Source organism: Azohydromonas caseinilytica, assembly GCF_012927045.1.
Classification (GTDB): Bacteria; Pseudomonadota; Gammaproteobacteria; order Burkholderiales; family Burkholderiaceae_C; genus Azohydromonas; species Azohydromonas caseinilytica.
Map to the genome: position 1 here is coordinate 123923 of NZ_JABBFW010000009.1, position 25117 is coordinate 149039.

26 protein-coding genes are annotated in these 25117 nt (G+C 70.1%); 13 read left to right on the forward strand and 13 right to left on the reverse strand.

Translation table 11 applies throughout. From position 1 onward, the window contains the following. The first annotated feature begins 58 nt into the window (after positions 1-58). Both HHL10_RS15025 and rsmA read left to right on the forward strand, forming a co-directional pair. Complete coding sequence (locus tag HHL10_RS15025; RefSeq protein ID WP_169161193.1) at positions 59-1381, forward strand: peptidylprolyl isomerase; 1323 nt, start codon at positions 59-61, stop codon at positions 1379-1381. Between the two features lie 2 nt (positions 1382-1383). After that, positions 1384-2166 carry a 16S rRNA (adenine(1518)-N(6)/adenine(1519)-N(6))-dimethyltransferase RsmA gene (gene rsmA, locus HHL10_RS15030; protein WP_169161194.1) on the forward strand — a complete coding sequence of 261 codons (783 nt, stop codon included), beginning with the start codon at positions 1384-1386 and terminating at the stop codon, positions 2164-2166. 283 nt (positions 2167-2449) lie between these two features. Here the strand turns inward: rsmA and HHL10_RS15035 are convergent, their stop codons facing one another. The 3 genes from HHL10_RS15035 to HHL10_RS15045 form a co-directional block, all read right to left on the reverse strand. Further along, the gene (locus tag HHL10_RS15035; protein ID WP_169161195.1) at positions 2450-2845 is read right to left on the reverse strand and encodes a barstar family protein; all 396 of its coding nucleotides are present in this window, start codon (positions 2843-2845) and stop codon (positions 2450-2452) included. A 36-nt stretch (positions 2846-2881) separates the two neighbouring features. Further along, positions 2882-3319 (reverse strand): guanyl-specific ribonuclease, encoded by a 438-nt coding sequence (locus HHL10_RS15040; RefSeq protein WP_375138956.1) that lies wholly within the window; start codon positions 3317-3319, stop codon positions 2882-2884. 216 nt (positions 3320-3535) lie between these two features. Next, the gene (locus HHL10_RS15045) at positions 3536-5830 is read right to left on the reverse strand and encodes an NADP-dependent malic enzyme (RefSeq protein ID WP_169161196.1); all 2295 of its coding nucleotides are present in this window, start codon (positions 5828-5830) and stop codon (positions 3536-3538) included. A 110-nt stretch (positions 5831-5940) separates the two neighbouring features. Between HHL10_RS15045 and HHL10_RS15050 the strand changes: the two genes are divergently transcribed. The 7 genes from HHL10_RS15050 (at position 5941) to HHL10_RS15080 (ending at position 12837) form a co-directional block, all read left to right on the forward strand. Then, positions 5941-7983, forward strand: coding sequence for a PAS domain-containing sensor histidine kinase (locus HHL10_RS15050; RefSeq protein ID WP_169161197.1), 2043 nt, complete (start codon positions 5941-5943; stop codon positions 7981-7983). 53 nt (positions 7984-8036) lie between these two features. Further along, entirely contained in the window at positions 8037-8693 is a 657-nt protein-coding gene (locus HHL10_RS15055; RefSeq protein WP_235971493.1) for a response regulator transcription factor, read from the forward strand. An 84-nt stretch (positions 8694-8777) separates the two neighbouring features. Next, complete coding sequence (thiL, locus tag HHL10_RS15060; RefSeq protein WP_169161198.1) at positions 8778-9752, forward strand: thiamine-phosphate kinase; 975 nt, start codon at positions 8778-8780, stop codon at positions 9750-9752. Next, positions 9749-10279: a phosphatidylglycerophosphatase A family protein gene (locus HHL10_RS15065; protein WP_169161199.1), complete on the forward strand. Its 531-nt coding sequence runs from the start codon at positions 9749-9751 to the stop codon at positions 10277-10279. Before thiL ends, HHL10_RS15065 begins: the two co-directional genes overlap by 4 nt. 92 nt (positions 10280-10371) lie before the next feature. After that, the gene (locus HHL10_RS15070; protein ID WP_169161200.1) at positions 10372-10872 is read left to right on the forward strand and encodes a CinA family protein; all 501 of its coding nucleotides are present in this window, start codon (positions 10372-10374) and stop codon (positions 10870-10872) included. Next, entirely contained in the window at positions 10869-11795 is a 927-nt protein-coding gene (locus tag HHL10_RS15075; RefSeq protein ID WP_169161201.1) for a 2-hydroxyacid dehydrogenase, read from the forward strand. Before HHL10_RS15070 ends, HHL10_RS15075 begins: the two co-directional genes overlap by 4 nt. Positions 11796-11853: 58 nt before the next feature. Beyond that, positions 11854-12837, forward strand: coding sequence for a DNA-processing protein DprA (locus HHL10_RS15080; protein ID WP_169161202.1), 984 nt, complete (start codon positions 11854-11856; stop codon positions 12835-12837). A gap of 166 nt (positions 12838-13003) precedes the next feature. On the opposite strand, the gene holA is transcribed toward HHL10_RS15080, so the two are convergent. From holA to HHL10_RS15115, 7 genes are read right to left on the reverse strand one after another with little or no spacing between them, the layout of a single operon-like run. Continuing rightward, entirely contained in the window at positions 13004-14044 is a 1041-nt protein-coding gene (holA, locus tag HHL10_RS15085; protein ID WP_169161203.1) for a DNA polymerase III subunit delta, read from the reverse strand. 2 nt (positions 14045-14046) lie between these two features. Further along, the gene (locus tag HHL10_RS15090; RefSeq protein WP_169161204.1) at positions 14047-14538 is read right to left on the reverse strand and encodes an LPS-assembly lipoprotein LptE; all 492 of its coding nucleotides are present in this window, start codon (positions 14536-14538) and stop codon (positions 14047-14049) included. A gap of 5 nt (positions 14539-14543) precedes the next feature. After that, complete coding sequence (gene leuS, locus HHL10_RS15095; RefSeq protein WP_169161205.1) at positions 14544-17171, reverse strand: leucine--tRNA ligase; 2628 nt, start codon at positions 17169-17171, stop codon at positions 14544-14546. Positions 17172-17204: 33 nt separating this feature from the next. Continuing rightward, positions 17205-17651 carry an ExbD/TolR family protein gene (locus HHL10_RS15100; protein ID WP_169161206.1) on the reverse strand — a complete coding sequence of 149 codons (447 nt, stop codon included), beginning with the start codon at positions 17649-17651 and terminating at the stop codon, positions 17205-17207. Between the two features lie 51 nt (positions 17652-17702). Beyond that, positions 17703-18359 (reverse strand): MotA/TolQ/ExbB proton channel family protein, encoded by a 657-nt coding sequence (locus HHL10_RS15105; RefSeq protein ID WP_310734603.1) that lies wholly within the window; start codon positions 18357-18359, stop codon positions 17703-17705. Between the two features lie 14 nt (positions 18360-18373). Further along, positions 18374-19240, reverse strand: a complete 867-nt coding sequence (dapB, locus tag HHL10_RS15110) for a 4-hydroxy-tetrahydrodipicolinate reductase (RefSeq protein ID WP_169161207.1) — start codon at positions 19238-19240, stop codon at positions 18374-18376. An 11-nt stretch (positions 19241-19251) separates the two neighbouring features. After that, the gene (locus HHL10_RS15115; RefSeq protein WP_169161208.1) at positions 19252-19785 is read right to left on the reverse strand and encodes an outer membrane protein assembly factor BamE; all 534 of its coding nucleotides are present in this window, start codon (positions 19783-19785) and stop codon (positions 19252-19254) included. A 101-nt stretch (positions 19786-19886) separates the two neighbouring features. Between HHL10_RS15115 and fur the strand changes: the two genes are divergently transcribed. Further along, the gene (fur, locus tag HHL10_RS15120) at positions 19887-20315 is read left to right on the forward strand and encodes a ferric iron uptake transcriptional regulator (RefSeq protein WP_169161209.1); all 429 of its coding nucleotides are present in this window, start codon (positions 19887-19889) and stop codon (positions 20313-20315) included. Between the two features lie 60 nt (positions 20316-20375). Here the strand turns inward: fur and hprK are convergent, their stop codons facing one another. The 3 genes from hprK to hpf form a co-directional block, all read right to left on the reverse strand. Continuing rightward, positions 20376-21320, reverse strand: a complete 945-nt coding sequence (hprK, locus tag HHL10_RS15125; RefSeq protein ID WP_169161210.1) for an HPr(Ser) kinase/phosphatase — start codon at positions 21318-21320, stop codon at positions 20376-20378. A gap of 37 nt (positions 21321-21357) precedes the next feature. Further along, positions 21358-21828: a PTS IIA-like nitrogen regulatory protein PtsN gene (gene ptsN / locus HHL10_RS15130; protein ID WP_169161211.1), complete on the reverse strand. Its 471-nt coding sequence runs from the start codon at positions 21826-21828 to the stop codon at positions 21358-21360. 218 nt (positions 21829-22046) lie between these two features. Continuing rightward, entirely contained in the window at positions 22047-22385 is a 339-nt protein-coding gene (gene hpf, locus HHL10_RS15135; protein WP_169161212.1) for a ribosome hibernation-promoting factor, HPF/YfiA family, read from the reverse strand. A gap of 280 nt (positions 22386-22665) precedes the next feature. Here hpf and HHL10_RS15140 point away from each other — a divergent pair, with 280 nt between their 5' ends. From HHL10_RS15140 to HHL10_RS15150, 3 genes are read left to right on the forward strand one after another with little or no spacing between them, the layout of a single operon-like run. Beyond that, positions 22666-23448: a Stp1/IreP family PP2C-type Ser/Thr phosphatase gene (locus tag HHL10_RS15140; RefSeq protein ID WP_169161265.1), complete on the forward strand. Its 783-nt coding sequence runs from the start codon at positions 22666-22668 to the stop codon at positions 23446-23448. Between the two features lie 58 nt (positions 23449-23506). Next, positions 23507-24169: an FHA domain-containing protein gene (locus HHL10_RS15145; RefSeq protein WP_169161213.1), complete on the forward strand. Its 663-nt coding sequence runs from the start codon at positions 23507-23509 to the stop codon at positions 24167-24169. A 40-nt stretch (positions 24170-24209) separates the two neighbouring features. After that, positions 24210-24989 carry an MBL fold metallo-hydrolase gene (locus HHL10_RS15150; protein WP_169161214.1) on the forward strand — a complete coding sequence of 260 codons (780 nt, stop codon included), beginning with the start codon at positions 24210-24212 and terminating at the stop codon, positions 24987-24989. Positions 24990-25117: the final 128 nt, after the last annotated feature.

Here is a 25117-nt window from a genome sequence, read left to right on the forward strand (position 1 = left end):
CGAATGCCGCGCTTTTCCGGGCCCGGCATTGCCGCCCAAGCCTTTCGTGAGTGAACCCTTGTCTCGCAAGCCCAAGACCCTCGTGCTCGGTTGGCTGCTGGCGGCCTGCGCGCTGCATGCGTCGGCCCAGTCCCCCAGCGCCCCCGGCACGCCGCGCACCGCGGACTTCATCGTGGCCGTCGTCAACCAGGAGCTGGTGACGGCGGTGGAACTGGAGCAGCGCCTGGCGCGCATCCGGGCCGAGGCCGCCCGTGCCGGCCAGCGCCTGCCGCCCGACGCGCAGCTGCGCCAGCAGGTGCTGGACGCGCTCATCGACGAGCGCGTGATCCTGAGCTATGCCCGCGACACGGGCATGCGCGTGGACGAGGCCGAGATCGACCGCGCCGTGGCCAGCGTCGCGGCGCAGAACCAGATCACGCCGCAGCAGCTGCGCGAGCGGCTGCGCCAGGACGGCATCGACCTGCCGCGCTTCCGCGCCAACCTGCGCGACCAGATCATGATCGAGCGCGTGCGCGAGCGTGAGCTGCAGCAGCGCATCAAGGTCAGCGATGCCGACATCGACGCCTTCATCGAGAAGCAGCGCCGTGACGGCGGCGGGGGGCAGAGCGAATACAACGTGGCGCAGATCCTGGTGCCCGTGTCCGAAGGCGCCCCGGAAGCCGAAGTGCAGAAGCTGCGCGCCCAGGCCGAGCAGGCGCTGCAGCGCGTGCGCGGCGGCGAGGATTTCGCGGCCGTGGCGCGCGAGGTCTCGCGCGACGACAACCGCGAGCGCGGCGGCGAGATGGGAATGCGGCCTGCGGCCAAGCTGCCCGACGTCTTCCTGGAGCAGGTGCGCGGCCTGCGGCCCGGGCAGGTGGCGCCGACGGTGCTGCGCACCGGCGCGGGCTTCCACGTGCTCAAGCTGGTGGAGAAGCGCGACGACGCCGCGGTGCGCGTGACGCAGACGCATGCGCGCCACATCTTGCTGCGTCCCTCGGCGCAGCTGTCGGCGGAGGTGGCCAAGCAGCGGCTGGCCGAGTACCGGCGCCAGATCGAGAGCGGCAAGCAGCGTTTCGAAGAGGTTGCGCGCGCGCATTCCCAGGACGGCAGCGCCGCGCAGGGCGGCGACCTGGGCTGGACCGCGCCCGGCGCCTTCGTGCCCGAGTTCGAGCAGGCCATGAACGCGCTGCAGCCCATGGGGCTGTCGGAGCCGGTGGTGTCGCGCTTCGGCGTGCACCTGATCCAGGTGCTGGATCGGCGCGAGGTGGCGGTGGAGCCGCGCCAGCTGCGCGAGCTCGCGCGCGACGCGCTGCGCGAACAGCGCTTCGAGCAGGCCTATGCCGACTGGGTGCGCGAGCTGCGTTCGCGCGCCTACGTCGAGCTGCGCGAGAGCCCGCGCTGACCATGGCCCAGCACATTGCGCGCAAGCGCTTCGGGCAGCATTTCCTGTCCGACATGGGCGTCATCGACGCCATCGTGCGCGCCATCGACCCGCGCCCGGGCCAGCCGCTGGTGGAGATCGGCCCCGGGCTGGGCGCGATGACGGACCCGCTGGTGGCGCGCGCGGGCGCGCTCACCGTGGTGGAACTCGACCGCGACCTCGCGGCGCGGCTGCGCAAGCGGCCGGAGCTGACGGTGGTCGAGTCCGACGTGCTGCGCGTGGACTTCCGCGCCCTGGCCGCCGAACGCGCCGCGCAGGGCCGGCTGCGCGTGGTGGGCAATCTGCCCTACAACATCTCGTCGCCGATCCTGTTCCACCTGCTGCCCGTGGCCGATGTGGTGCAGGACCAGCATTTCATGCTGCAGAAGGAAGTGGTGGACCGCATGGCGGCCGCGCCCGGCGGCAAGGACTACGGGCGGCTGTCGGTGATGCTGCAGTGGCGCTACCAGGTGGAGTCGCTGTTCGACGTGCCGCCCGAGGCCTTTGAGCCGCCGCCGCGGGTGGACTCTTCCATCGTGCGCATGCTGCCCTGGCCGCAGCCCGTGGCGCTGGACCCGGCGCTGCTGGAGGCGCTGGTGGCCTCGGCCTTCTCGCAGCGGCGCAAGCTGCTGCGCCACACCCTGGGCCGCTGGCTGGAGCAGCGCGGTTTCGGCGGCGAGTTCAATCTGCAGCGCCGCGCCGAGGAGGTGCCGGTGGCCGAATACGTGGCGCTGGCGGCGGCGCTGTCGCCGGCGGCTTCAGGCTGAGATCCCGTGCGGGCTGAGCCCTTCGGCGGGCTCAGGTCCGCGGGCGGCGAACCGGCCGGCCATGAAAAAAGCGACCCGCGGGTCGCTTTTTGGTTGGTGGGCGGCTGCCGAAGCACGGGGCTTCAGGCGGCGCTGCGCCACATCGCCGTGTCGAAGGCGCTGCACATCAGCGGCATGTTGGTGCCGAAGTTGGCTTGCTGCTGGGCCTTCGTCAGGGCCTTCGGCTTTTCCGTGGGGGCCACTTCCGTCGCCCGCTCCCATGACCCGTTTTCCTGGGAGCGGGCTACTGAAAAGAATAGAAACACCGGAACGGTACCTTGCGCTCGGCCCAGAAATCGGCCGCGTCGCGGAACACGTCCAGCAGCTGCTCGCGGGCCTCGCGGTCGAAGCGCGGGTTGTCGGGCAGCTGCTCCAGCACGACCACGAAGCCCGGCTGCACGCCGGACTTGTGCACCAGGTCGGTCATGCAGTCGTAGAGCGCATCCAGGTTCTTGCCGAAATGCGCCGGGAACAGGAAGGACTGGGCGATGCTCTCCAGCACCTCCTGCTTGGATTGGGCATTGCCGAGGTTGGCGTGGAGGAAATGCTGGCCGGCGCCCTGGGCGGCTTGCATCAGATCCTCGACGCGGTACGCACGTATCGACTGAACGATGTTTGATCGGACGGTCTGCAACAACATGGTCGCGTTACCTCCTGGAGTCACACAAATCGGTGGTCAACGGTCGGCCACGATGCGGCGGAAGCTCGCGTAGTGGTCGGCCGTGTAGTAGCAGGCTTCAGGTTGCGTGGGCTGCGCGCCGCCGCAGACGATGCGTCGCGCGCCGCGGTCGCGGCTGCCCGGTGTGGGGACGGTGTATTCCCGATAATGGCCGCGCTTGCGCACGGGCAGCAGCTGTTCGCGGTTGCGAAACACGCTGCCATCCTTCTCGTAGGGAAAGGGACCGCCGGCGCGGATCAACCGCTCGGTGGACTGCGCCTGCTGCGGCAGCGCCGATAGCGGCACTTCCTGCAGCACGGCGGTTGCCGCATCGGCTTGCTCGCGGCCCCAGGCCGGTGCCCCTGCCAGACCGCCCGAGAGCGTGATCGCGGCAACAAAGGCGAGTCCCCACTTGCGCAAAGACAGCCATCGCTGCGGTTGACCACTCCTCAACACGGGATAACCCTGAAATCTGCGAAAGGGGCGATGGTAACCAATGCCCTCAGGAACCTCAAGTTTTTGCCTCAAATTGCGGCAGGGTCCCAAGGCTATAAGCGTGCACCCACGTGAAGAAGTCGCGCCGCAGGCGTGACAAAGCCCCGCGCGGGCACTGCCGGCGCGGGGCTTTGGGGCGCTCGATGCGCCGGCGCGCGTGGCACCGGCGGGTGCTGGTCAGCGCGGCGCGTTGGCGTCGGCCACGGTCAGCGCCGTCATGTTGACGATGCGCCGCACGGTGGCCGAGGGCGTGAGGATGTGCACCGGCTTGGCCGCGCCCAGCAGGATCGGGCCGATGGCGATGCCGCCGCCCGCGGACGTCTTGAGCAGGTTGTAGGCGATGTTGGCCGCGTCGATGTTGGGCAGCACCAGCAGGTTGGCCTCGCCCGTGAGCGTGCTGCGCGGCATCTGCGAAGCGCGCAGCCTGGCGTCCAGCGCGGTGTCGCCGTGCATCTCGCCGTCCACCTCCAGCCACGGCGCCTGCTCCTGCACCAGCGCCAGGGCCTTGCGCATCTTCACCGCCGAAGGCTGGTCGCTGGTACCGAAGTTGGAGTGCGACAGCAGCGCGGCCTTGGGCTCGATGCCCAGGCGGCGCAGCTCCTCGGCGGCCAGGATGGTGATCTCGGCGATCTGCTCGGCCGTCGGGTCGTAGTTGACGTGCGTGTCCACCATGAACACCTGCCGGTTGGGCAGGATCAGCGCGTTCATGCAGGCGTAGGTGTTGACGCCCGGACGCCGGCCGATGAGGGCGTCGATGTGCACCAGGTGCAGCGCCGTGGTGCCCCAGGTGCCGCAGATCAGGCCGTCCACCTCGCCCTTGTGCAGCAGCATGGCGCCGATGAGCGTCAGGCGGCGGCGCATCTCGATCTTGGCGAACTGCTGCGTGACGCCGCGGCGCTCCATCAGCTGGTGGTAGGTGCGCCAGTAGTCGTGGTAGCGCTCGTCGTGCTCGATGTTGACCACGTCGTAGTCGCGGCCCTGCTCCAGCCGCAGGCCGAACTTCTGGATGCGCTGCGCGATCACGGCCGGGCGGCCGATGAGCGTCGGGCGCGCCAGGCTCTCGTCCACCACCACCTGCACCGCGCGCAGCACGCGCTCCTCCTCGCCTTCGGCGTAGGCCACGCGGCGCGCCTCGGCGGCCTTGGCCAGCGCGAAGATGGGCTTCATCGTCGTGCCCGAGGCGTAGACGAACTGCTGCAGCTTCTCGCGGTAGGCGTCCATGTCCTGGATCGGACGCGACGCCACGCCGGAATCGGCCGCGGCCTGGGCCACCGCCGGGGCGATCTTCATCATCAGCCGCGGGTCGAACGGCTTGGGGATCAGGTACTCGGGGCCGAAGCTGAGGTTGGCGCCGGCGTAGGCTGCGGCCACCACTTCACTTTGCTCGGCCTGCGCCAGCTCGGCGATGGCGTGCACCGCCGCGATCTCCATCTCCACCGTGATCGTCGTGGCGCCGCAGTCCAGCGCGCCGCGGAAGATGTAGGGGAAGCACAGGACGTTGTTGACCTGGTTCGGGTAGTCGGTGCGGCCGGTGGCCATGATGGCGTCGTCGCGCACCTGCTTGACCTCCTCGGGCAGGATCTCCGGCGTGGGGTTGGCCAGTGCCAGGATGATCGGCCGCGTGGCCATGCGCCGCACCATGTCGGGCTTGAGCACGCCGCCAGCCGACAGGCCCAGGAACACGTCGGCGTCCTCGATCACCTCGGAGAGCGTGCGCGCGCTGGTGTCCTGCGCGAACTCGGCCTTGTCCGGGTCCATCAGCTCGGTGCGGCCCTGGTAGACCACGCCGGCGAGGTCCGTGACCCAGATGTTCTCGCGCGGCAGCCCCAACTTGAGCAGCAGGCCCAGGCAGGCCAGCGAGGCGGCGCCGGCGCCCGAGGCGACCAGCTTGACCTGCTTGATGTCCTTGCCAGCGACCTTCAGGCCGTTGAGCAGCGCCGCGCCCACGACGATGGCGGTGCCATGCTGGTCGTCGTGGAAGACGGGGATCTTCATGCGCTCGCGCAGCTTGCGCTCGACGTAGAAGCAATCCGGCGCCTTGATGTCTTCCAGGTTCACGCCGCCGAAGGTGGGCTCCAGCGCGGCGATGATGTCCACCAGCTTGTCGACGTTCTTCTCGTTGACTTCCAGGTCGAAGACGTCGATGCCGGCGAACTTCTTGAACAGCACGCCCTTGCCTTCCATCACCGGCTTGGACGCCAGCGGGCCGATGTCGCCCAGGCCGAGCACGGCGGTGCCGTTGCTGACCACGGCCACCAGGTTGCCGCGCGAGGTGTAGCGGAAGGCCGCGGCCGGGTCGGCCACGATCTCCTCGCACGCGGCAGCCACGCCGGGCGAGTAGGCCAGCGCCAGATCGCGCTGGTTGACCATGGACTTGGTGGCCGCGATGGCGACCTTGCCCGGGGTCGGGAACTCGTGGTACTCCAGGGCGGCGCGGCGAAGCTCGGCGCGTTTGTCTTCTGCGTTGGACATGGGGGCAGCTGCTCTGTGCGTGCGGGGGGTATTGATTGTAAGAGCCGCGTTAGCTTGATCCCCCTCAACGCCAGGTTGCGGCCGGCGTGTCACGCATACTGCGCGCCCCTATGAAAGCCCTGGTTCTTCTTCGCGAGGCCCTTCCCGGCCGGGTCCGGCGCACGCTGCTGTGGGGCGCGCTGGTGGCGCTGCTGCTGGTGGCGCAGACGCTGCTGGTGATGCTGACGGTGCGCTACGAGGCCTCGCGCCAACAGGAGGCGGTGGAGGCGCAGGCCGAGGAGGTGGCCGCCGAGCTGCGTCACACCGTGCTGCGCAGCGTGCAGGCGCTGCAGGCGCTGCTGTGGAGCGCCGGCGCGTCGGCGCCGTGGCAGGGCGGCGCCACCGAGCTGCTGCGCACGCAGCGCGAGGTGCTGCGCGTGGAGCGCCGCGGCGACGACATGGCGCTACTGGGCAACCTGGCCTCGCCCTACGCGGCGCCGCTGTTCGAGCAGCTCGGCCGCGACCAGATGAGCGCCGAGCTGGAGCCCGCCTGCGCCGCCGCGCGCCGCGCCAGCGCGCCGGCCTTCTCGCGCAGCTACTTCGTGCCGCAGCCCGGCGGCCTGGGCGTGGAAGTGATCGACGCCTGCATCCCGGTGCAGCGCGACGGCCGCCCCGACGGCTTCGTGGTGCTGAGCTTCGGCCTGGGCGCGCTGCTGGAAGAGGCCGCCGGCGGGCAGCGGCTGCGCCGGCACGAGTTCTCGATCATCGAGGTGGACGGCACGCGCCTGGCGCGCGCCGGCATGGCCCGCGGCGCGGGCGTCTACCACGCGCGCCACCTGCTGGAGCTGCCCGGCAGCGCGCTGCAGCTGCGCGTGGACAGTGCCGAGGGCAGCCCGCGGCTGATCCCCAACCTGGCCACGGCGCTGGTGCTGGGGCTGTCGGTGGTGCTGTTCGCGCTGCTGCTGCTGCTGGCGCGCGACGTGCGCCGGCGCGCCCAGGCCGAGCGCGCGCTGGCCGAGGCGCTGGCCTTCCGCAAGGCGATGGAGGACTCGCTGAGCACGGGGCTGCGCGCGCGCACGCTCGACGGCCGCATCTCCTACGTCAACCAGGCCTTCTGCGCCATGGTGGGCTTCAGCGCCGAGGAGCTGCGCCACACCTCGCCGCCGCCGTACTGGCCGCCCGAGTGCGTCGAGGAGTACACCGAGCGCCAGGCGATGCGCATGCGCGCCGAGCCGGTGGCCGACCCGCACCTGGAAGGCTTCGAGACGGTGTTCATGCGCCGCAACGGCGAGCGCTTCCCGGTCATGATCTACGAGACCCCGCTGGTGGACGGCGCCGGGCGCCACACCGGCTGGATGAGCGCGGTGCTGGACATGAGCGCGCAGCGCCGCGTGGAGGAGCTCTCGCGCCAGCAGCAGGAGCGGCTGCAGGCCACGGCGCGGCTGGCCACGGTGGGCGAGATGGCCTCGCTGCTGAGCCACGAGCTCAACCAGCCGCTGGCGGCCATTGCCAGCTACGCCACCGGCTCGCTCAACCTGCTGCAGCAGCCCGACGACCAGACCCACGACATGCTGCGCCACGCCGTCACGCGCATCGCCGAGCAGGCCGAGCGCGCGGGCCGCGTCATCAAGAGCGTGCATGACTTCGTGCGCCGCCGCGAGCAGGCGCGCGAGAGCATCCGCGCCGACCAGCTCATCGACGCCGTGCTGCCACTGGTGCGGCTGCAGGCGCGCAAGAGCGGCACGCGCATCGAGCTGGAATATCCCGACCCGATCCCGCGCGTGATGTGCGACCGCACGATGCTGGAGCAGGTGCTGCTCAACCTCACGCGCAACGGCATCCAGGCCATGGAAACGGCCACGCCGCTGGCGCAGCGCGTGCTGCGCCTGCGCGTGCAACCGGCCAGCGAGGGGCGCGTGGGCTTCGCGGTGGTGGACGCCGGCCCGGGCATCCCGGCGGAGGTGGCGCAGCGGCTGTTCACGCCCTTCTTCACCACGCGCAGCGAGGGCATGGGCCTGGGTTTGAGCCTGTGCCGCACCGTGATCGAGCAGCATGGCGGGGCGCTGGAGTTCGAGAGCCTGCCGCCGCTGCCCGACGGGCCGGGCGGGACGGAATTCCGCTTCACGCTGCCCGACGCCACGCGCGTGCCGCGCGCCGCGCCGCTGCGGGCCTGAGGGACGCTGCCGGCGCCACCTGAACGGGTACTTACATCGCCGATACTTCCGTGATGCTTCCCCCCCTCGGTCTCCCCATGGTGTACCTCGTCGATGACGAGGATGTGGTGCGCGATGCCCTGGCCTGGCTGCTGCGCTCGCGGCGGCTGCTCTCCGAGGGCTTCGGCAGCGCCGAGGCCTTCGAGGCCATGCTCGACGCCCTGCCGCCGGCGACGCAGGCCACCTGGCCCGAGGCGCCCTCGTGCCTGCTGCTGGACGTGCGCATGCCCGGCATCAGTGGGCTGACGCTGTTCGAGCGCCTGGTCGAGCGCGGCGTCACGGCCTCGCTGCCGGTGATCTTCCTCACCGGCCACGGCGACGTGCCCACCGCGGTGGCGGCCGTCAAGCGCGGCGCCTTCGACTTCGTGGAGAAGCCCTTTTCCGACAACGCGCTGGTGGACCGCGTGGAGCAGGCCCTGGCGCTGAGCGCCGAGGCCATCAACCGCCGCCGCGAGACGCAGGCCAAGTCCCAGGCGCTGGCCGAGCTCACCGAGCGCGAGCGCGAGGTGATGCAGCTCGTGATCGAGGGCAAGCCCAACAAGCTCATCGCCAACGCGCTGGGCATCAGCGTGCGCACGGTGGAAGTGCACCGCGCGCGGCTGTTCGAAAAGATGAACGTGAAGTCCGCCGTCGAGCTGGCCAACCTGCTGCGGGAGCAGGGCCAGGGCTGACGTCCCGCCGGACGGCCTCACTGCCGCCGCGCGCGTATCCCCCGTGCGGCTTTCTTTCCTCAATGACCTGACCCCCTGCTGCCCATGGCCCTCGGCGAGTTCGACCTGATCGCGAAATTCTTCAAGCGCCCGGTGCGGCGCGCGGCGCTGGGCGTGGGCGACGACTGCGCGCTGCTCAACGTGGCGCCCGGCATGCAGCTGGCCGTCTCCAGCGACATGCTGGTCGAGGGCCGGCATTTCCTGTCCACCGTGGCGCCGGCGCGGCTGGGCCACAAGGCGTTGGCGGTGAACCTGAGCGACCTGGCCGCCTGCGGCGCCCGGCCGCTGGCTTTCACCTTGGCGCTGTCGCTGCCGCGGGCGGATGAGGCCTTCCTGGAGGGGCTGGCGAGCGGGCTGTTCGCGCTGGCCGAGGAGCACGGCATCGAGCTCGTCGGCGGCGACACCACCGCCGGGCCGCTGAACCTGTGCATCACCGTCTTCGGCGAGGTGCCGGCCGGGCAGGCGCTGCTGCGCTCGGGCGCGCGCGCGGGCGACGACCTGTGGGTCAGCCACCCTCTGGGCGGCGGCATCGGTGACGCGCGCCTGGCGCTGGAGGTGTTCCGCGGCCGCCTCACGCTGGACGGGCGCGACTTCGAGAACGTGCGCCACGCCATGGAGCAGCCGCGCCCGCGCGTGGCGCTGGGCCAGGCGCTGCGCGGCCTGGCGCACAGCGCCATCGACGTCAGCGACGGGCTGCTGGGCGACCTGGGCCATGTGCTGCGCGGCTCGCAGCTGGGCGCGCGCGTCGATGCCGACGCCCTGCCGCGCAGCGCGGTGCTGGCGGCACAGCCGCGCGCGCTGCAGCTCGAATGCGGCCTGGCCGGCGGCGACGACTACGAGCTGCTGTTCAGCGCCCCGCCGGCGCGGCGCGAGGCGGTGCGGGCCGCGGCGCATGCCGCAGGCGTGGGCGTGGCGCGCATCGGCGAGCTGCAGGCCGAGCCGGGCTTGCGCCTGGTGGACGGCTACGGCGTGCCGCTGCAGGCGGAGTTCGCCAGCTTCGATCACTTCCGCTCGGCATGAACACCTCCGCCCCGCGCCGCGCCACCCTGCGCTTCATGCTGCCCCACCCCGCGCACTGGATCGCGCTGGGCTTCGGCAGCGGCCTCGCGCCCAAGGCGCCGGGCACGGTCGGGACGCTGTGGGCCTGGCTCAGCTTCCTGGTGCTGGACCGCTGGCTCACTTCGGCGCAGTGGGGCTGGCTGATCGCCGGCAGCGCGGGGGTGGGCTGGTGGGCCTGCACGCGCACGGCGCAGCACATGAACACCGGCGACCCGGGCGCCATCGTCTGGGACGAAGTCATCGCCTTCTGGATCGTGCTGTGGCTGGCCATGCCCATGGGTCTCCTCGGCCAGCTGGTGGCCTTCGGCCTGTTCCGCTTCTTCGACGCCGTGAAGCCCGGCCCGGTGGGCTGGGCCGACAGCCTGTTCAAGAGCCACGAGAACCGCCCGCCGAGCTGGGCCCAGGGCTTCGGCATCCTCATCGACGACCTGGTGGCGGCGTTCTGCACGGTGCTGGTAATCGCGCTGTGGCGGCGGTTGGTGATGTGAGGCGGAGCGGATTGGTCAACTTTACTGGACAACACTCGCAATGAGTGCGGCCATTGTTCAGGTATTTCAGACAATCCCGGGAGACTGCACCCATGACCTTCCCTGACGACCTGGAGCCGCAAGTCAACACGCTGGCCGCAGCGCTGCGCGCGCGCGGCTGGCGCCTCACCACGGCCGAGAGCTGCACCGGCGGGCTGATCGCCGCGGCCTGCACCGCGGTGGCCGGCTCCAGCGACTGGTTCGAGCGCGGCTTCGTCACCTACAGCAACGAGGCCAAGGTGGAGACGCTGGGCGTGCCGGCGGCGCTGGTCGCGGCCCATGGCGCGGTGAGCGAGCAAGTCGCCCGCGCCATGGCCGCCGGCGCGCTGGCGCATGCGCGGGCCGAGCTGGCGCTGGCCGTTACCGGCATTGCCGGCCCGGGCGGTGCCGTGCCGGGCAAGCCGGTGGGCACGGTCTGGCTGGGCTGGGCCGTGCGCGACGGCGCCGTGGGCGCGGAGCTGCTGCAGCTGGACGGCGACCGCGCCGCCGTGCGCACCGTCACCGTCGAGCGCGCGCTGCAGCGAGCGCTGGCCTTGGCGGAGGCCTCGGCATGAAGCTCGCGCTGGTGGGCCAACTCGGCGTGGCCGAACGCGAAACCTGGGAAGAGGCGCTGCGGCAGGCGCTGCCCGAAGCGCAATGGGTGGAGGCCGCGCCCGGCGCCGAGGTGGACGTGGCACTGGTGGCGAACCCGCCGCCGGGGCGGCTGCAGGGCCTGCGCGGGCTGCGGCTGATCCAGTCGCTGTGGGCCGGCGTGGACCGGCTGCTGGCCGACACCACGCTGCCCGAGGGCGTGCCCATCGCGCGCATGGTCGATCCGGCCATGAATGCGGCCATGGCCGAGACGGCGCTGTGGGCCGTGCTGTCGCTGCACCGCGGCTTCTTCGACTACGCGCGCCAGCAGCGCGAAGGGGTGTGGCGGCAGCTGCCGCAGCGCCGCGCCGACGAGCTGCGCGTCACGGTGCTGGGTCTGGGCGAAATGGGGCTGACGGCGGCGCGGCGGCTGGTGGCGATGGGCTACCGCGTGCAGGGCTGGAGCGCCCGGCCGCGGCAGGAGGCGGGCATCGAGTGTGTCCACGGCGAGGACGCGCTGCCGGGGCTGCTGGCGCGCAGCGACATCGTCGTGAACCTGCTGCCCCTCACCGCCGCCACGCGCGGGCTGTTCGACGCACGGCGCCTGGCGCTGCTGCCCGAAGGGGCGAGCCTGGTGAACCTGGCGCGCGGTGGGCACGTGGTGGAGGCCGATTTACTGGCCGCGCTGGATTCGGGCCGGCTGCGGCATGCGGTGCTGGATGTGTTTCAAACGGAGCCACTGCCTGCTGAAAGCCCGTTCTGGAATCACCCGCGGGTGACCCTATTGCCGCATGCGGCGGCGCTCACCGATGCGCGCAGCGCGGCAGTGATCGCGGCGGGGAATGTGCGGGCGGTGATGGCCGGGGAGACGCCGGCGCACCGGGTGGAGTTCACGCGCGGATACTGACGAGCAAATCATCGGGCGTGGCAGTTGCCCCGGGAGTTTTCCCGGAGCAGGTGCCCGAATGCTTGAAAGCTTGTCCCCCAATACCCGCGCGATCCTGCTGCTGACCGGGCCGCTGCTGGGCGGCCGCGGCGCGGCGCCCTCGGAGCTGTTGAGACTCGGTGAATACAACGCCCTGGCCCGGCACCTGCGCGAGCTGAAACGCCAGCCGGCGGATTTTCTCGGGGCGGATGCCGAAGAACTCCTTCGCGGCTGCCATGCCGTGATCGACGAATCCCGGCTGCGCTGGCTGCTGGGGCGCGGCTTCGTGCTGGAGCAGATCGTGGAGCGCTGGGAAAGCCAGAACATCTGGGTGCTCAGCCGCGCCGATGCCGAATATCCCCGGCGTTTCAAGTCTCGTTTGCGGGAGAACGCGCCCGCGCTGATTTACGGCTGTGGCGACAAGCAATTGCTCAATTCAGGCGGACTGGCCGTGGTCGGCTCGCGCCACATGGACGACGTGCTGATCGATGACACGATGGCGGTCTGCCGCTTGGCCGCCCAGGCCGGCAGAACCTTGATTTCCGGCGGCGCCAAGGGCATCGACCAGATCGCCATGAGCGCCGCGCTGCGCGCCGGCGGCCGGGTCAGTGCCGTGCTGGCGGACAGCCTGGCGAAAACCGTTTCGACCCGCGAATACCGCCACCCGCTGCTCGACGGCCAATTGGTCTTGATGTCTCCCTACGACCCCAACGCCTCCTTCAACGCCAGCCTGTCCACGCAGCGCAACAAACTGATTTATGCGCTGGCGGACGTGGGGCTGGTGGTCAGCGCGAGTTTCAGGAAGGGGCAGACTTGGGCCGGGGCGGTGGAGCAGTTGGACAAACTCAAATTTGTGCCGGTGTATGTGCGGACTACAAGGGAAGCGTCGGCGGGGCTGGAGGCGCTTCGGGCCAAAGGAGCAATGCCCTGGCCTGAGCTGCAGGATATTGGAGATTTCGAGAACGCGTTTTCTGTTGCCGTAACGTATCCGGCAGCGCCTCCGCAAACCAGAATTTTGCTGTAGTTGAGCGAGGGCACTGTCGCGCGCCAAAAAATATTTCGGAAACTTTATCCCTGTTTCAAAAAAGTTCGCAAAGCGAATTGGCACAAGTATTGTATGGTTCAAATATTCTTATTTTTTGCGAACCACTTTCTTTGCGAAAAGTGTTTTGAAGCAGAACAAGCAGCGCTTATCGCAACCCGTTCATCATCAGCAAGGCCAGTTTCTGCAATCCATCCCAGGGTTCAGCCGGCCATTCGGGATGCTTGAGCCCCTTGACCAGCCCGTCGCAGATCCGCGCCGCCGTCAGCCACTCGGTGAGCAAGGCGTCGCTCACGCGCGGCAGCGCCCGCTCGAACAGCCGCTCGCGCGGCCCCCAGGCACGTGCCTCGCGCAGTGCCATCGGCAGCGGCTTCCCCTGCGCCAGCGCGTCGTGCCCGCGCTTCAACGCGCGGATGTCCTCGGCCAGGGTCCAGTGCACCAGCACCGGCGCCTCCCCTTCCGCGCGCAGCCCGGCCAGCATGCGCAGCACGCGCGCGGCGTTGCCGGAGAGCACCGCCTCGCTGAGCTTGAACACGTCGTAGCGCGCGACGTTCAGTACCGCCTGCTCCACCTGCTCGAAACCCAGCTCGCCCGCCGGGTACAGCAGCGCCAGCTTCTCCACCTCCTGGTGCGCCGCCAGCAGGTTGCCCTCGACGCGGTCGGCAAAGAAGGCAAGAGTCCGCTCGCCCTCCTCGCCCGGTGCCACGCGCTGGCCGTGCGCGGCCATGCGCCGAGCGATCCAGGCCGGCAGCTCTCGCCGCTCCACCGGGTCGATGCGCAGGCTCGCGCCCGCGTTGTCCAGCGCCACGAACCAGGCGCTCTGCTGCTGCTGGCGGTCCAGCCGCGGCAGCTGCACCAGCGTCAGCACGTCCGGATTGAGCTGCTCGCAGTAGCGCTGCAGCGCCACGGAACCGTCCTTGCCCGGCTTGCCGGAAGGGATGCGGATCTCGATGAGCTGGCGGCTGGCGAACAGGCTCATCTCCTGCGCCGCACCCAGCAGCCCGCTCCAGTCGAAGTAATTGCCGCTGACGGTGAACACCTGCCGCTCGGTGTAGCCGGCGGCGCGCGCGGCGGCGCGGATGGCGTCGGCCGCCTCCTGCATCTGCAGCGGCTCGTCGCCGTGCAGCGTGTACAGGGGCCGGAGCCCCTGGCCCAGGTGCGCCGCCAGGGCCTGCGGACGCAACTGCACGCTCAGAACTCCCGCACCGCTTCGAGCCGGCGCACCACCTGCTGCGCGATGTCCTCTTCCATGGCGCGGTAGAGCTCGTTTTGCTCCAGCTCCTTGGCCAGGGCGTAGGTCTCGTTGTAGCTGACGTCCCGGGACAGGCCGAGCTCGGCGGGGACTATCAGCGGCTTGCCGGCCGGGGTGCTGAGCCGGAAGCCGAAGAACAAGCGCACCGAGATCTCGCGCACCTGGCCCACGGAGCCGGTGGCGACGAAGGTCTTGTCGCGCACCTCGCGCAGCGCCTCCAGCACCACCTGCGCCTGCTGCGGCGCCTCCGTGACCGTGACGGTGTCGGGCAGCGCGCGGCGCAGCGCCGCGGCCACCGGCGAGCGCGGCGCGAAGCCCACCAGCGCCAGGCGCTCGAAGGCCAGCGCCGGCGGACGCCGCAGCGCGAAGCCGCAGCCCCCCAGCAGGGGCGGCAGCGCAACGGTGGCAGCCAGCAGCGTGCGGCGCTTCATCACGCTCAGACCACCACGTTGACCAGGCGGCCCGGCACCACGATCACCTTCTTCGCGGCCTTGCCCTCGGCGAACTTCAGGAAGTCGGGGCTGGCCAGCGCCGCGGCCTCGATGGCGGCCTTGTCGGCCCCGGCGGGCACGCTCACGGCGCCGCGCAGCTTGCCGTTGACCTGCAGCACCAGCTCGATGCGGTCCTGCACCAGCGCCGCCTCGTCCACCTGCGGCCAAGGCGCGTCCAGCAGGTCGCCCAGCTGCTCGGCATAGCCCAGCTGCTGCCACAGCGCGTGCGTGAGGTGCGGGCAGGCCGGGTACAGCGTGCGCAGCAGTACCGAGAAGGCCTCGCGCTGCACCGCCGCCGCGGCGGCGCCTTCGGCCTTGAAGCCTTCCAGCGCGTTGAGCAGCTTCATGCAGCCCGACACCACGGTGTTGTATTGCATGCGCTCGTAGTCGTAGCTGACCTGCTTGAGCACCAGGTGCACCTCGCGGCGCAGCGCGCGCGCGGCGTCGTCGCCGGCCTGCGCCGGGTCGCCGCCGGCACGCAGCGCCTCGGCGTTCTTCACGCCGTAGCCCCACACGCGCTTGAGGAAGCGGTGCGCGCCCTCGACGGCGGCGTCGTTCCACTCCAGCGTCTGCTCCGGCGGGGCGGCGAACATCACGAACAGCCGCGCCGTGTCGGCGCCGTACTGCTCGATGAGCTGCTGCGGATCGACGCCGTTGTTCTTGCTCTTGCTCATCGTGCCCACGCCCTCGTAGGTCACCGATGAACCGTCGCTCTTGAGCTTGGCGCCGACGATCTTGCCGCCGGCGTCGAGCACGTTCTCGACCTCGTGCGGCCAGAAGTACTCGATGCCGCCCTTCTCGGTGCGGCGGCTGTAGATGTGATTCAGCACCATGCCTTGCGTGAGCAGGCGCTGGAAGGGCTCATCGACCTCGACCAGCTTGAGGTCGCGCATCACCTTGGTCCAGAAGCGCGCGTAGAGCAGGTGCAGGATCGCGTGCTCGATGCCGCCGATGTACTGGTCCATCGGCATCCAGTACTTGGTGCCGCCGGCCACCATCGCGTCCGCGTTCTGCGGGTCGCAATAGCGCATGAAGTACCACGAGCTGTCCACGAAGGTGTCCATCGTGTCGGTCTCGCGGCGCGCGTCGCGCCCGCAGCAGGGGCAGGCGACGTTGAGGAAGTCGGCGCGCTTGTTCAGCGGGTTGCCGCTGCCGTCGGGGATGCAGTCCTCGGGCAGCACCACTGGCAGGTCCTTTTCCGGCACCGGCACGGCGCCGCAGCTCTCGCAGTGGATGATGGGGATCGGCGTGCCCCAGTAGCGCTGGCGGCTGATGCCCCAGTCGCGCAGGCGCCAGGTGGTCTTCTTCTCGCCCAGGCCTTTTTCACTCAGCAGCTCGGCGACCTTGTCCACCGCGGCCTTGTAGGCGAGGCCGTCCAGCACGCCGGAGTTGACGCACACGCCGCGCTGCTTGTCGCCGTACCACTCGGCCCAGGCCTGATCGCTGAAGGTCTCGCCTTCCACCGCCACGACCTGCTTGATGGGCAGGCCGTACTTCAGCGCGAAGGCGAAGTCACGCTCGTCATGCGCGGGCACGCCCATGACGGCGCCGTCGCCGTAGCTCATGAGCACGTAGTTGCCGACCCAGACCTCGACCTGCGCGCCGGTGAGCGGGTGCGTCACGAACAGGCCCGTGGGCAGCCCCTTCTTGTCCTGCGTGGCCAGCTCGGCCTCGGTGGTGCCGCCGTGCTTGCACTCCTCGATGAAGGCGGCCAGCTGCGCGTTCGAGGCCGCGGCCTGCGTGGCCAGCGGGTGCTCCGGCGCCACGGCGCAGAAGGTCACACCCATGATCGTGTCGGCACGGGTCGTGAAGACGTAGAGCCGGCCGCCCTGGATCAGCTCACCCGAGGCGTCGCGGATCTGGTGCGGGAAGGCGAAGCGCACGCCCTCGCTCTTGCCGATCCAGTTCTCCTGCATCAGCTTCACGCGCTCGGGCCAGCCCGGCAGCCCGGTCTGCACCTGCTGCAGCAGCTCCTCGGCGTACTTGGTGATCTTCAGGTAGTAGCCCGGGATCTCGCGCTTCTCCACCGGCGCGCCGGAGCGCCAGCCGCGGCCGTCGATGACCTGCTCGTTGGCCAGCACGGTCTGGTCCACCGGGTCCCAGTTCACGACCTGGGTGCGGCGCTCGCAGATGCCGGCTTCCAGCATCTTCAGGAACAGCCACTGGTTCCACTTGTAGTAGTCGGGCTTGCAGGTGGCGATCTCGCGCGACCAGTCGATGGCCAGGCCCAGAGCCTGCATCTGGCCCTTCATGTATTCGATGTTGGCGTAGGTCCACTGCGCCGGCGGGACCTGGTTCTTCATTGCCGCGTTTTCCGCGGGCAGCCCGAAGGCATCCCAGCCCATGGGCATCAGCACGTTCCAGCCGTTCATGCGCAGCTGGCGCGCGAGCATGTCGTTGATGGTGTAGTTGCGCACATGGCCCATGTGCAGCTTGCCGCTGGGGTACGGCAGCATCGAGCAGGCGTAGAACTTGCGTTTGCTCTCATCCTCGACGACGCGGTAGGCGTCGCGCTCATTCCAGTGTGCTTGGGCGGCCGACTCGACCTCGGCGGGGACGTACTTGTCGTTCATGGGCCGGAATTGTAGGAGCCGGCCCGAGGCCCCCTATTTCGGGGCTGATGCCGCCACCGTGGCGGCAGCCTGCGGCGGCTCGGTGATGAAGCCGATGCGCGTCAGTCCCACCTCCTGCAGCAGCGCCAGCAGCTCGGCCACGCGGCCGTAGGGCACGCCACGGTCGGCGCGCAGCTGCACCTCGGTCTGCGGATTGCGCCGCGCCGCCTGCGCCAGGCGCTCCTTGAGCGCGGCCTCGTCCACCGGCTGCTCGTCCAGGTAGCGCTGGCCCTGGGCGTCCAGCGCCAGGCTGATCGCGTCCTGCGCCTCGCTGGGTGTGCCCTCGGCCTGGGGCAGGTCCAGGCGCAGGCTGGAGGTCATGAGCGGGGCGGCGATCATGAAGATCACCAGCAGCACCAGCATCACGTCGATGAGCGGCGTCATGTTGATGTCGCTCATCGGCTTCGCCGGTTTCTTGCTTTCCAGGCGGCCGAAGCTCATGGCCTGCGCTCCAGGGCGGACGGCGCCGCCACGCGGCCCGGCCTCATCGCTTCAGGACTCCCGCGCCGCGTCGAGCATCAGCTCGCGCAGGTCATGGGCGAAGCCTTCGAGCTCGGCTTCGCAGCCCGCGACCCAGCGGCCGAACACGTTGTAGGCCAGCACCGCGGGGATGGCCACGGCCAGGCCGGCGGCGGTCATCACCAGCGCCTCGCCCACCGGGCCGGAGACCTTGTCGATGCTCACCGAGCCCTCGGCGGCGATGCCGATGAGCGCGTGGTAGATGCCCCAGACCGTGCCGAACAGGCCGATGAAGGGCGCCGTGGAGCCGATGGAGGCCAGCGCCACCTGCCCGGCCTGCAGCTGGCCCAGCACGCGGTGCAGCGCGTCGCGCAGCCGCCGGGTGAGCTGCGAGTCGGCATGGCCGTGCGACTCCAGCGTGCCGCCGCGCGCGCCGGCCTGCGCCGCGTCCAGCAGCGGCAGCAGCAGCTGCTCACGGTCGAGTTGAGCGAGGCGCTCGCGCGCCGTGGGCAGCGCCGGCGCGGCCCAGAAGGCCGGCACGCCGCGGCCGATGTCGGTGGCGGCGCGGCGCAGCAGCCAGCCCTTCCACAGGATCAGCACCCAGGCGCCGATGGACATCAGCAGCAGCAGCAGCGCCACCGCGCGGCCGATGGCGTCGCTGCGTCCCCAGAAATCCTGCAGGCCTTCCACCGCGGCGGGGTCGCTCAGCCCAGGCCCAGCACCGCTTCCATGCCGAACAGGCCGCTGGCCTGGTTCGAGAGGAAGCGCGCCGCGCGCAGGCTGCCCTGCGCGTAGCCGGCGCGGCTGCTGCTCTTGTGGCTGATCTCGATGCGCTCGCCGGTGCCGGCGAACAGCACAGTGTGGTCGCCGATGATGTCGCCGCCGCGCACCGTGGCGAAGCCGATGGTGCTGGGGTCGCGCTCGCCGGTGACGCCTTCGCGGCCGTAGACGGCGCAGTCCTTGAGGTCACGGCCCAGCGCCGAGGCCACCACCTCGCCCATCTTCAGCGCGGTGCCGCTGGGCGCATCGACCTTGTGGCGGTGGTGCGCCTCGATGATCTCGATGTCGTAGCCTTCCTTGAGCGCGCGCGCGGCCATGTCCAGCAGCCGCATCACCACGTTGACGCCCACGCTCATGTTGGGCGCCATGACAATGGCGACTTCCTTGGCGGCCTCGGTGATCTGCGCCTTCTGCTCCTCGCTGAAGCCGGTGGTGCCGATGACCAGCTTCACGCCCAGCTCGCGGCACGCCTGCAGGTGCGCCAGCGTGCCTTCGGGGCGGGTGAAGTCGATCAGCACCTGGGCGTTGGCCAGGCCTTCGCGCAGGTCGGTCACGATGGGCACGCCGGAGCTGCGGCCGAGGAAGGCCGAGGCATCCTGGCCCAGCGCGGGGCTGCCGGGGACGTCCAGCGCACCGGCGAGCTGGCAGTCGTCGGCCTGCAGCACGGCCTCGATGAGCATGCGGCCCATGCGGCCCGAGGCGCCGGCGATGGCGATGCGCAGCGGCGTGGCGGAAGTGGTGGTGGCCAAGGCGGCTCCTGTGGACTCGGGGGAAGCGGAAGAAGCGGTCATGCGGGCGGGATTCAGGGCTCCAGCGGCGGGTACGCGCGCGCCGGACCGGCGGGCGTCGTCGCGACGGCGGGCTCGGTGGGCGCCGGCGCCGGCAGGGCGCGGCGCTGCTCGGGCGTGAGCTCCAGCACCGGCAGCTTGGAAGGCACCTTGGCGGTGCTGATCGAGGACACGAACTCCTGCTCGCTGGGCAGGTCATCGCTGGCGTCCAGGCGCTGCAGCCGCTCGCCGTCGAAGAAGGCGGTCAGGCCGCGGCGCTGCGGCTCCGCGCCGGAGCGGCGGATGGTGAAGACGTAGTCCCAGCGGTCGGCGTGGAAGATGTCGGTGAGCAGCGGCGAGCCCAGGATGTCGCGCACCTGCGCGCGGGTCATGCCCGGCTGCACCTGCGCGGCCTGTTCGCGTGTCACCACGTTGCCCTGCACGACTTCGATGCGGTAGGGCGTGATCAGGCCGAGCAGGTTCTGGTCCGAGGACTGCAGCGAGGCGCAGCCTGCCAGGGAGCAGGCGGCCAGCAGCGCGGCGGGCAGGCGGGAGACGAGGCGATGCATGCGGAAGGGCCTGCGCCGGGCCGGGCCTCGCAGGCTGGATATGATCCGGCCCATTCTACCGGCCCCCTTTTGAGGGGCTGTCCTGCCAAGAGAGAGCCGTCATGACGCATGCCGATGAACTCAAGAGCAGCGGCCTGAAGGCGACGCTGCCGCGCATCAAGATCCTGGAGGTGTTCCAGAAGACCTCCCAGCGGCACATGACGGCCGAAGACGTCTTCAAGGCGCTGCTGACCGAAGGCTCGGACATCGGCCTGGCCACCGTGTACCGCGTGCTGATGCAGTTCGAACAGGCCGGGCTGCTCACGCGCAGCCATTTCGAGTCGGGCAAATCGGTGTTCGAGCTCAACGAGGGCCAGCACCACGACCACCTCGTGTGCCTGACCTGCGGGCGCGTCGAGGAATTCTTCGATCCGGAGATCGAGCGCCGCCAGCGCGCGGTGGCCGAGGCGCGCGGCTTCACCATCCACGACCACGCCCTGGCCCTGTACGCCACCTGCACCAAGCAGGACTGCGCGTACCGGCCGAAGTGAGCATCCTTCTCCGCTCCCGCTGAGCCCTGCGGCGGGGCTGGCCCCAACGGGACAGACGGCTCAGCGCTGCATCGCCTTCTGGTGGCGCTGGATGAACTCGTTGTAGGTGTCGATGCCGCGCAGCTGCAGGATGGTGTTGCGCACCGCGGCTTCCACCAGCACGGCCAGGTTGCGGCCGGCGTCCACGGCAATGACGACCTTGCGCACCGGCACGCCCAGGATCTCCTCGTACAGCGGCTCGTAGGGCAGGCGCTCGAACTCGCGCTCCAGCGTCTCGCGCCGCACCAGGTGCACGATGAGCTTGAGCTTCATCTTCCGGCGCACCGCCGTCTCGCCGAAGATGGCCTTGATGTCGAGCAGGCCGATGCCGCGCACCTCCAGCAGGTTCAGCAGCAGCTCAGGGCAGCGGCCTTCCAGCGAGTTCTGCGCGGTGCGGTGGATGTCCACCGCGTCGTCGGCCACCAGGCCGTGGCCGCGCGAGATCAGCTCCAGGCCCAGCTCGCTCTTGCCCAGGCCGGACTCGCCGGTGAGCATCACGCCCAGGCCCAGGATGTCCATGAACACGCCGTGGCGCGTGGTGCGTTCGGCGAAGAGCTGGCCCAGGTAGCTGCGCAGCACGTCGATGACGTGGCCGGCAGACTCCTTGCTGGCGAACAGCGGGATGCCGGCGCGCTCGCACAGGCGCAGCATCACCTCCGGCGCAGGCTGGTCGTCGGCCACCACCACCATCGGCGGCTCCAGGGTCAGGATGCGCGTGGCGCGCCGCTCCTGGACTTCGGGCGGCACGGCCGTGAGGTAGCGCACTTCGCGCTCGCCCACGATCTGCACGCGGTAGGGATGGATGTAGTTGAGGAAGCCGACGAGGTCGGCCGAGGAATGGGCCGCACGGACAGCGGCCTCGTCGAAGTGGCGCTCGGGATGGGCGTGGCCCGCCACCCATTCCCAGCGCAGCGCCTTGCGGTGTTCCTCGAACAGCGCCTCGGCGCTGACGGAGATCGGTTTCATGCGGCGAGGATTCCGAGGTGGAGCCGCAGCGGACAGCTCAGGCGACCGATTTGAGCGGCTCCCAATTCTGGATCAGCTTGTGCAGCGCAGCCGCATCGGGCTCGGCCTTGAGGCGCTCGCGCAGCTCACGGTCGCTGAGCATTTCGGCGATCTCGGAGAGGATCTCCAGGTGCCGCTGCGTCGCCGCCTCGGGCACCAGCAGGAAGATCAGCAGGCTCACCGGCTCGTCGTCCGGTGCGTCGAAGGGAATGGGCTGATGCACCCGCAGCACCGCCGCCAGCGGGTTCTTCAGCCCTTTGATGCGGCCATGCGGAATCGCCACCCCATGCCCCAATCCCGTGGAGCCCAGGCGCTCGCGCGCGAACAGGTTGTCCGACACCGTGGCACGGGCAATGGCGTGCTGGTTCTCGAACAGCAGCCCCGCGTGCTCGAAGACCCGCTTCTTGCTGGTGGCTTCCACGTTCACCAGCACGTTGGCGGCAGGCAGGATGGCGGCGAGACGGTTCATGATGCTTTCTCCGCAGCGCAGGTCCGGGCGAGTGCGGAGACTGTGACAGGGCGTTCAATTATAGAAAGCCCTCTCGTCACGCCCCCCGGCAGGGTCCCCCCAACCGATCCGGTGTTGCGTGAATGCTGCGCACAAAAGCCCACCGGAGATCTCAGCAAAAAGCGGCCCCGCGGGGCCGCTTGGTGCGGGGCCCTGAGGCCCCAGGTCAGGTCAGAAGCTCAGGCGCTGGCCGTCATGCGCTTGGCCGTCGCATGATGATGGTCCTGGGTGCGGTCCTTGTGGCGCACCACTTGGCGGTCCAGCTTGTCCATGAGCTGATCGATGGCGGCGTACAGATCCTCGTGCGACTGCTCCACGAAGATGTCGCGACCCTTGACATGCAGCGTCACCTCGGCGCGCTGGCGGCGGTCCTTTTCCTTGGACTTGTCGATAGCCAGCAGCACGTTGACATCAACCACTTGGTCGAAGTGGCGCGTGACTCGATCCAGCTTCGTAAGCACGTACTCGCGCAGGGCCGGGGTCACGTCGAGATGGTGTCCGCTGATCGTCAGATTCATCAGGTCCTCCTTTCGGAAGGGTTGCTACGACACGGGACGGCGACCGCAGCACCGCATCCCGTCGAAACCAGTTTGCCCCCGAGCCGGGGTGGTGACAAGTTGATGACAGTACGTTTTGGCGGCGCTTTGCGGTAAGAGTTGACGCATCGCAATCCCTCCGCCCAAAGCGCACGCATTGCGGGTTGATGCGACATTTGCCACCCGCACGGCGTTCACGCAGCCCCCGAGCCGACACGGCGGCGGGCGGCGCGGCACAATGCCCGCTGACCTCATGCAGACCATGAACCCCGAGTTCTTCAGCGCCATCGACACCGGCCGCGCGCGCAGCAACAACGAGGACGCGGTGGCACTGGACGAGGCCGCGGCGCTGGCGGTGCTGGCCGACGGCATGGGGGGCTACAACGCCGGCGAAGTCGCCAGCGGCATGCTCACCACGCAGTTGCGCAACGAGCTCGGCCGCTGGCTGCAGCAGTCCGCCGACGCCGCCTCGGACCAGGAAGTGCGCCGCGCCATGGAGATGTGCGTGGGGCAGGCCAACCGCGCCATCTTCGAGGCCGCACGGGCCAACCCCCAATACGCCGGCATGGGCACCACGCTGGTGATGCTGGTGTTCCGCGCCGGCCATGTGCTCAGCGGCCATGTCGGCGACTCGCGTGCCTACCGGCTGCGCGGCACGCGGCTGATGCGCCTCACGCGCGACCACTCGCTGCTGCAGGAACAGATCGACGCCGGCCTCATCACGCCCGAGCAGGCCGCCTTCAGCGCCTACAAGAACCTCGTCACCCGCGCCGTCGGCGTGGAAGAGCGTGTGCTGCTGGAGACGCAGATGCACGAGCTCCAGCCCGGCGACCTGTACCTGCTGTGCTCGGACGGGCTCTCGGACATGCTCGACGACAACGCCATCGCCCAGATCCTGCTTTCGCACACGGACCTCGCGCAGGCCGGGCGCGCCCTGGTGGACGCGGCCAACCAGGCGGGGGGAAAAGATAACATCGCCGTGATCCTGGCCCGCGTGCCGGGACCGGCGGCGGCCACCCGCTCCTGGTGGCCGTTCAAGCGCTGAGCGGAGCGCCTCGCCCGCCGGGCCCGCTGCTTCCACGGCCAGCCACACGAGGACAAGCATGGGCAAACTGGTCGTCTCTCTCGACGGCGTGGTGATCAAGCAGGTGGAGCTCACCAAGGACAAGACCACGCTGGGTCGGCGGCCCTACAACGACATCGTGATCGACAACCTGGCCGTCAGCGGCGAGCACGCGGTGCTGCAGACCGTGGGCAGCGCGGTCTTCATCGAGGACCTCAACAGCACCAACGGCACCTACATCAACGGCCGCGCCATCCGCCGCCAGCAGCTCGCGCACAACGACAGCGTGGAAATCGGCAAATACAAGCTGCGCTACCTCGCGCACGAGGGCAGCGAGTACGAGCCCACCCAGGCGCTGCGCCCGCCGCCCGGGAACGCCTTCACCCACACCGCGCCGCTGCTGGGCGGCGATCCGGCCGGTAACGCCGCCGCCGAGCTGCCCATGGCCACGCTCAAGGTGCTCAACGGCCATGCCGCCGGGCATGAGGCGGCGTTGACCAAGATCGTCACCACGGTGGGCAAGCCCGGCGTGCAGGTGGCCAGCATCACGCGGCGCCCGAGCGGCTACGTGCTCACGCATGTCGAAGGCAGCCATCGGCCCAGCGTCAACGGCGCGCCGCTGCAATCCGATGTCGTCGCCCTGCGCGACGGCGACGTGATCGAGCTCGCCGGCACGCAGATGCTGTTCGCGCTGCAGCAGTGATGGCCCCGGCGCGATGCGCGGCGCGCCGCACTCCCCCACCATGAAGATCCGTGTCCTGGGCTGTGCCGGTGCCCTGGCGGCCGGCAGCCCCACCACCTCGTTCCTGCTCGATGACGACGTGCTCATCGACGCCGGCACCGGCGTGGGCTCGCTCACGCTCGAAGAGCTCGCGCGCATCGACCACATCCTGCTGAGCCACTCGCACCTGGACCATGTGCTGGGCGTGCCGCTGCTGGCCGACAGCGTCATGCGGCTGCGCGCCACCGCGGGGCGTCCGCCCATCCGCGTGCATGCCCTGCCCCAGACGCTGCAGGCGCTGCGCGAGCACCTGTTCAACAACCTCATCTGGCCCGATTTCACCCGGCTGCCCACGCCACAGCAGCCGGTATTGACGCTGGAGCCCTTCGCCGTCGGGCAGGCGCTGGCGCTGGGCGCGCGCCGTGTGGAGGTGCTCAGTGCCAGCCACACGGTGCCGGCGGTGGGCTTTGCCGCCTTTGCCGCCGAGGGCGGCCACTGCTGGGTCTACACCGGTGACACCGGGCCCGATGAGCGGCTGTGGCAGCGCCTGGCGCAGCTGCCGGTGGCCCATCTGGTGATCGAAACCGCCTTCCGCGACGAGGACGCCCCGCTGGCACAGCTCAGCCGCCACCTCTGCCCCAGCGTGCTGGCGGCGCAGCCGCTGCAGCGGCTGCCCGGCCCGGCTCAGCTGCACATCACGCACATCAAGCCCGGCGAGGTCCAGGCCGTGATGGCCCAGCTCCGGCAGCTGGGCCTCAAGGCGCGCGCCCTGCGCCCGGGCGACTGCTGGCAGCTCGATTGAGCGGGACGGGCTGCCGTTTGTCCCGAGGCTGAGCGCCGCGCGGCGGCCTCAGCATGGCGCCACCGGTGCGGCAGCCGTGCGCGGCATTTTTCACGGGTTCCTGTCCTCCGGCCACAGCCCGGCGCCGC

Bases quoted from the DNA above. Each gene is read 5' to 3' on its own strand.
- rsmA (WP_169161194.1), top strand. From the start codon at position 1,384: ATGGCCCAGCACATTGCGCGCAAGCGCTTCGGGCAGCATTTCCTGTCC.
- leuS (WP_169161205.1), bottom strand. From the start codon at position 17,171: ATGAACGACAAGTACGTCCCCGCCGAGGTCGAGTCGGCCGCCCAAGCA.
- ptsN (WP_169161211.1), bottom strand. From the start codon at position 21,828: ATGAACCGTCTCGCCGCCATCCTGCCTGCCGCCAACGTGCTGGTGAAC.
- HHL10_RS15080 (WP_169161202.1), top strand. From the start codon at position 11,854: ATGCTTGAAAGCTTGTCCCCCAATACCCGCGCGATCCTGCTGCTGACC.
- HHL10_RS15045 (WP_169161196.1), bottom strand. From the start codon at position 5,830: ATGTCCAACGCAGAAGACAAACGCGCCGAGCTTCGCCGCGCCGCCCTG.
- thiL (WP_169161198.1), top strand. From the start codon at position 8,778: ATGGCCCTCGGCGAGTTCGACCTGATCGCGAAATTCTTCAAGCGCCCG.
- HHL10_RS15035 (WP_169161195.1), bottom strand. From the start codon at position 2,845: ATGTTGTTGCAGACCGTCCGATCAAACATCGTTCAGTCGATACGTGCG.
- HHL10_RS15090 (WP_169161204.1), bottom strand. From the start codon at position 14,538: ATGAAGCGCCGCACGCTGCTGGCTGCCACCGTTGCGCTGCCGCCCCTG.
- HHL10_RS15140 (WP_169161265.1), top strand. From the start codon at position 22,666: ATGAACCCCGAGTTCTTCAGCGCCATCGACACCGGCCGCGCGCGCAGC.
- HHL10_RS15050 (WP_169161197.1), top strand. From the start codon at position 5,941: ATGAAAGCCCTGGTTCTTCTTCGCGAGGCCCTTCCCGGCCGGGTCCGG.
- HHL10_RS15145 (WP_169161213.1), top strand. From the start codon at position 23,507: ATGGGCAAACTGGTCGTCTCTCTCGACGGCGTGGTGATCAAGCAGGTG.
- HHL10_RS15055 (WP_235971493.1), top strand. From the start codon at position 8,037: ATGCTTCCCCCCCTCGGTCTCCCCATGGTGTACCTCGTCGATGACGAG.
- HHL10_RS15070 (WP_169161200.1), top strand. From the start codon at position 10,372: ATGACCTTCCCTGACGACCTGGAGCCGCAAGTCAACACGCTGGCCGCA.
- HHL10_RS15065 (WP_169161199.1), top strand. From the start codon at position 9,749: ATGAACACCTCCGCCCCGCGCCGCGCCACCCTGCGCTTCATGCTGCCC.
- HHL10_RS15115 (WP_169161208.1), bottom strand. From the start codon at position 19,785: ATGCATCGCCTCGTCTCCCGCCTGCCCGCCGCGCTGCTGGCCGCCTGC.
- dapB (WP_169161207.1), bottom strand. From the start codon at position 19,240: ATGACCGCTTCTTCCGCTTCCCCCGAGTCCACAGGAGCCGCCTTGGCC.
- HHL10_RS15100 (WP_169161206.1), bottom strand. From the start codon at position 17,651: ATGAGCTTCGGCCGCCTGGAAAGCAAGAAACCGGCGAAGCCGATGAGC.
- HHL10_RS15075 (WP_169161201.1), top strand. From the start codon at position 10,869: ATGAAGCTCGCGCTGGTGGGCCAACTCGGCGTGGCCGAACGCGAAACC.
- hpf (WP_169161212.1), bottom strand. From the start codon at position 22,385: ATGAATCTGACGATCAGCGGACACCATCTCGACGTGACCCCGGCCCTG.
- fur (WP_169161209.1), top strand. From the start codon at position 19,887: ATGACGCATGCCGATGAACTCAAGAGCAGCGGCCTGAAGGCGACGCTG.
- hprK (WP_169161210.1), bottom strand. From the start codon at position 21,320: ATGAAACCGATCTCCGTCAGCGCCGAGGCGCTGTTCGAGGAACACCGC.
- HHL10_RS15150 (WP_169161214.1), top strand. From the start codon at position 24,210: ATGAAGATCCGTGTCCTGGGCTGTGCCGGTGCCCTGGCGGCCGGCAGC.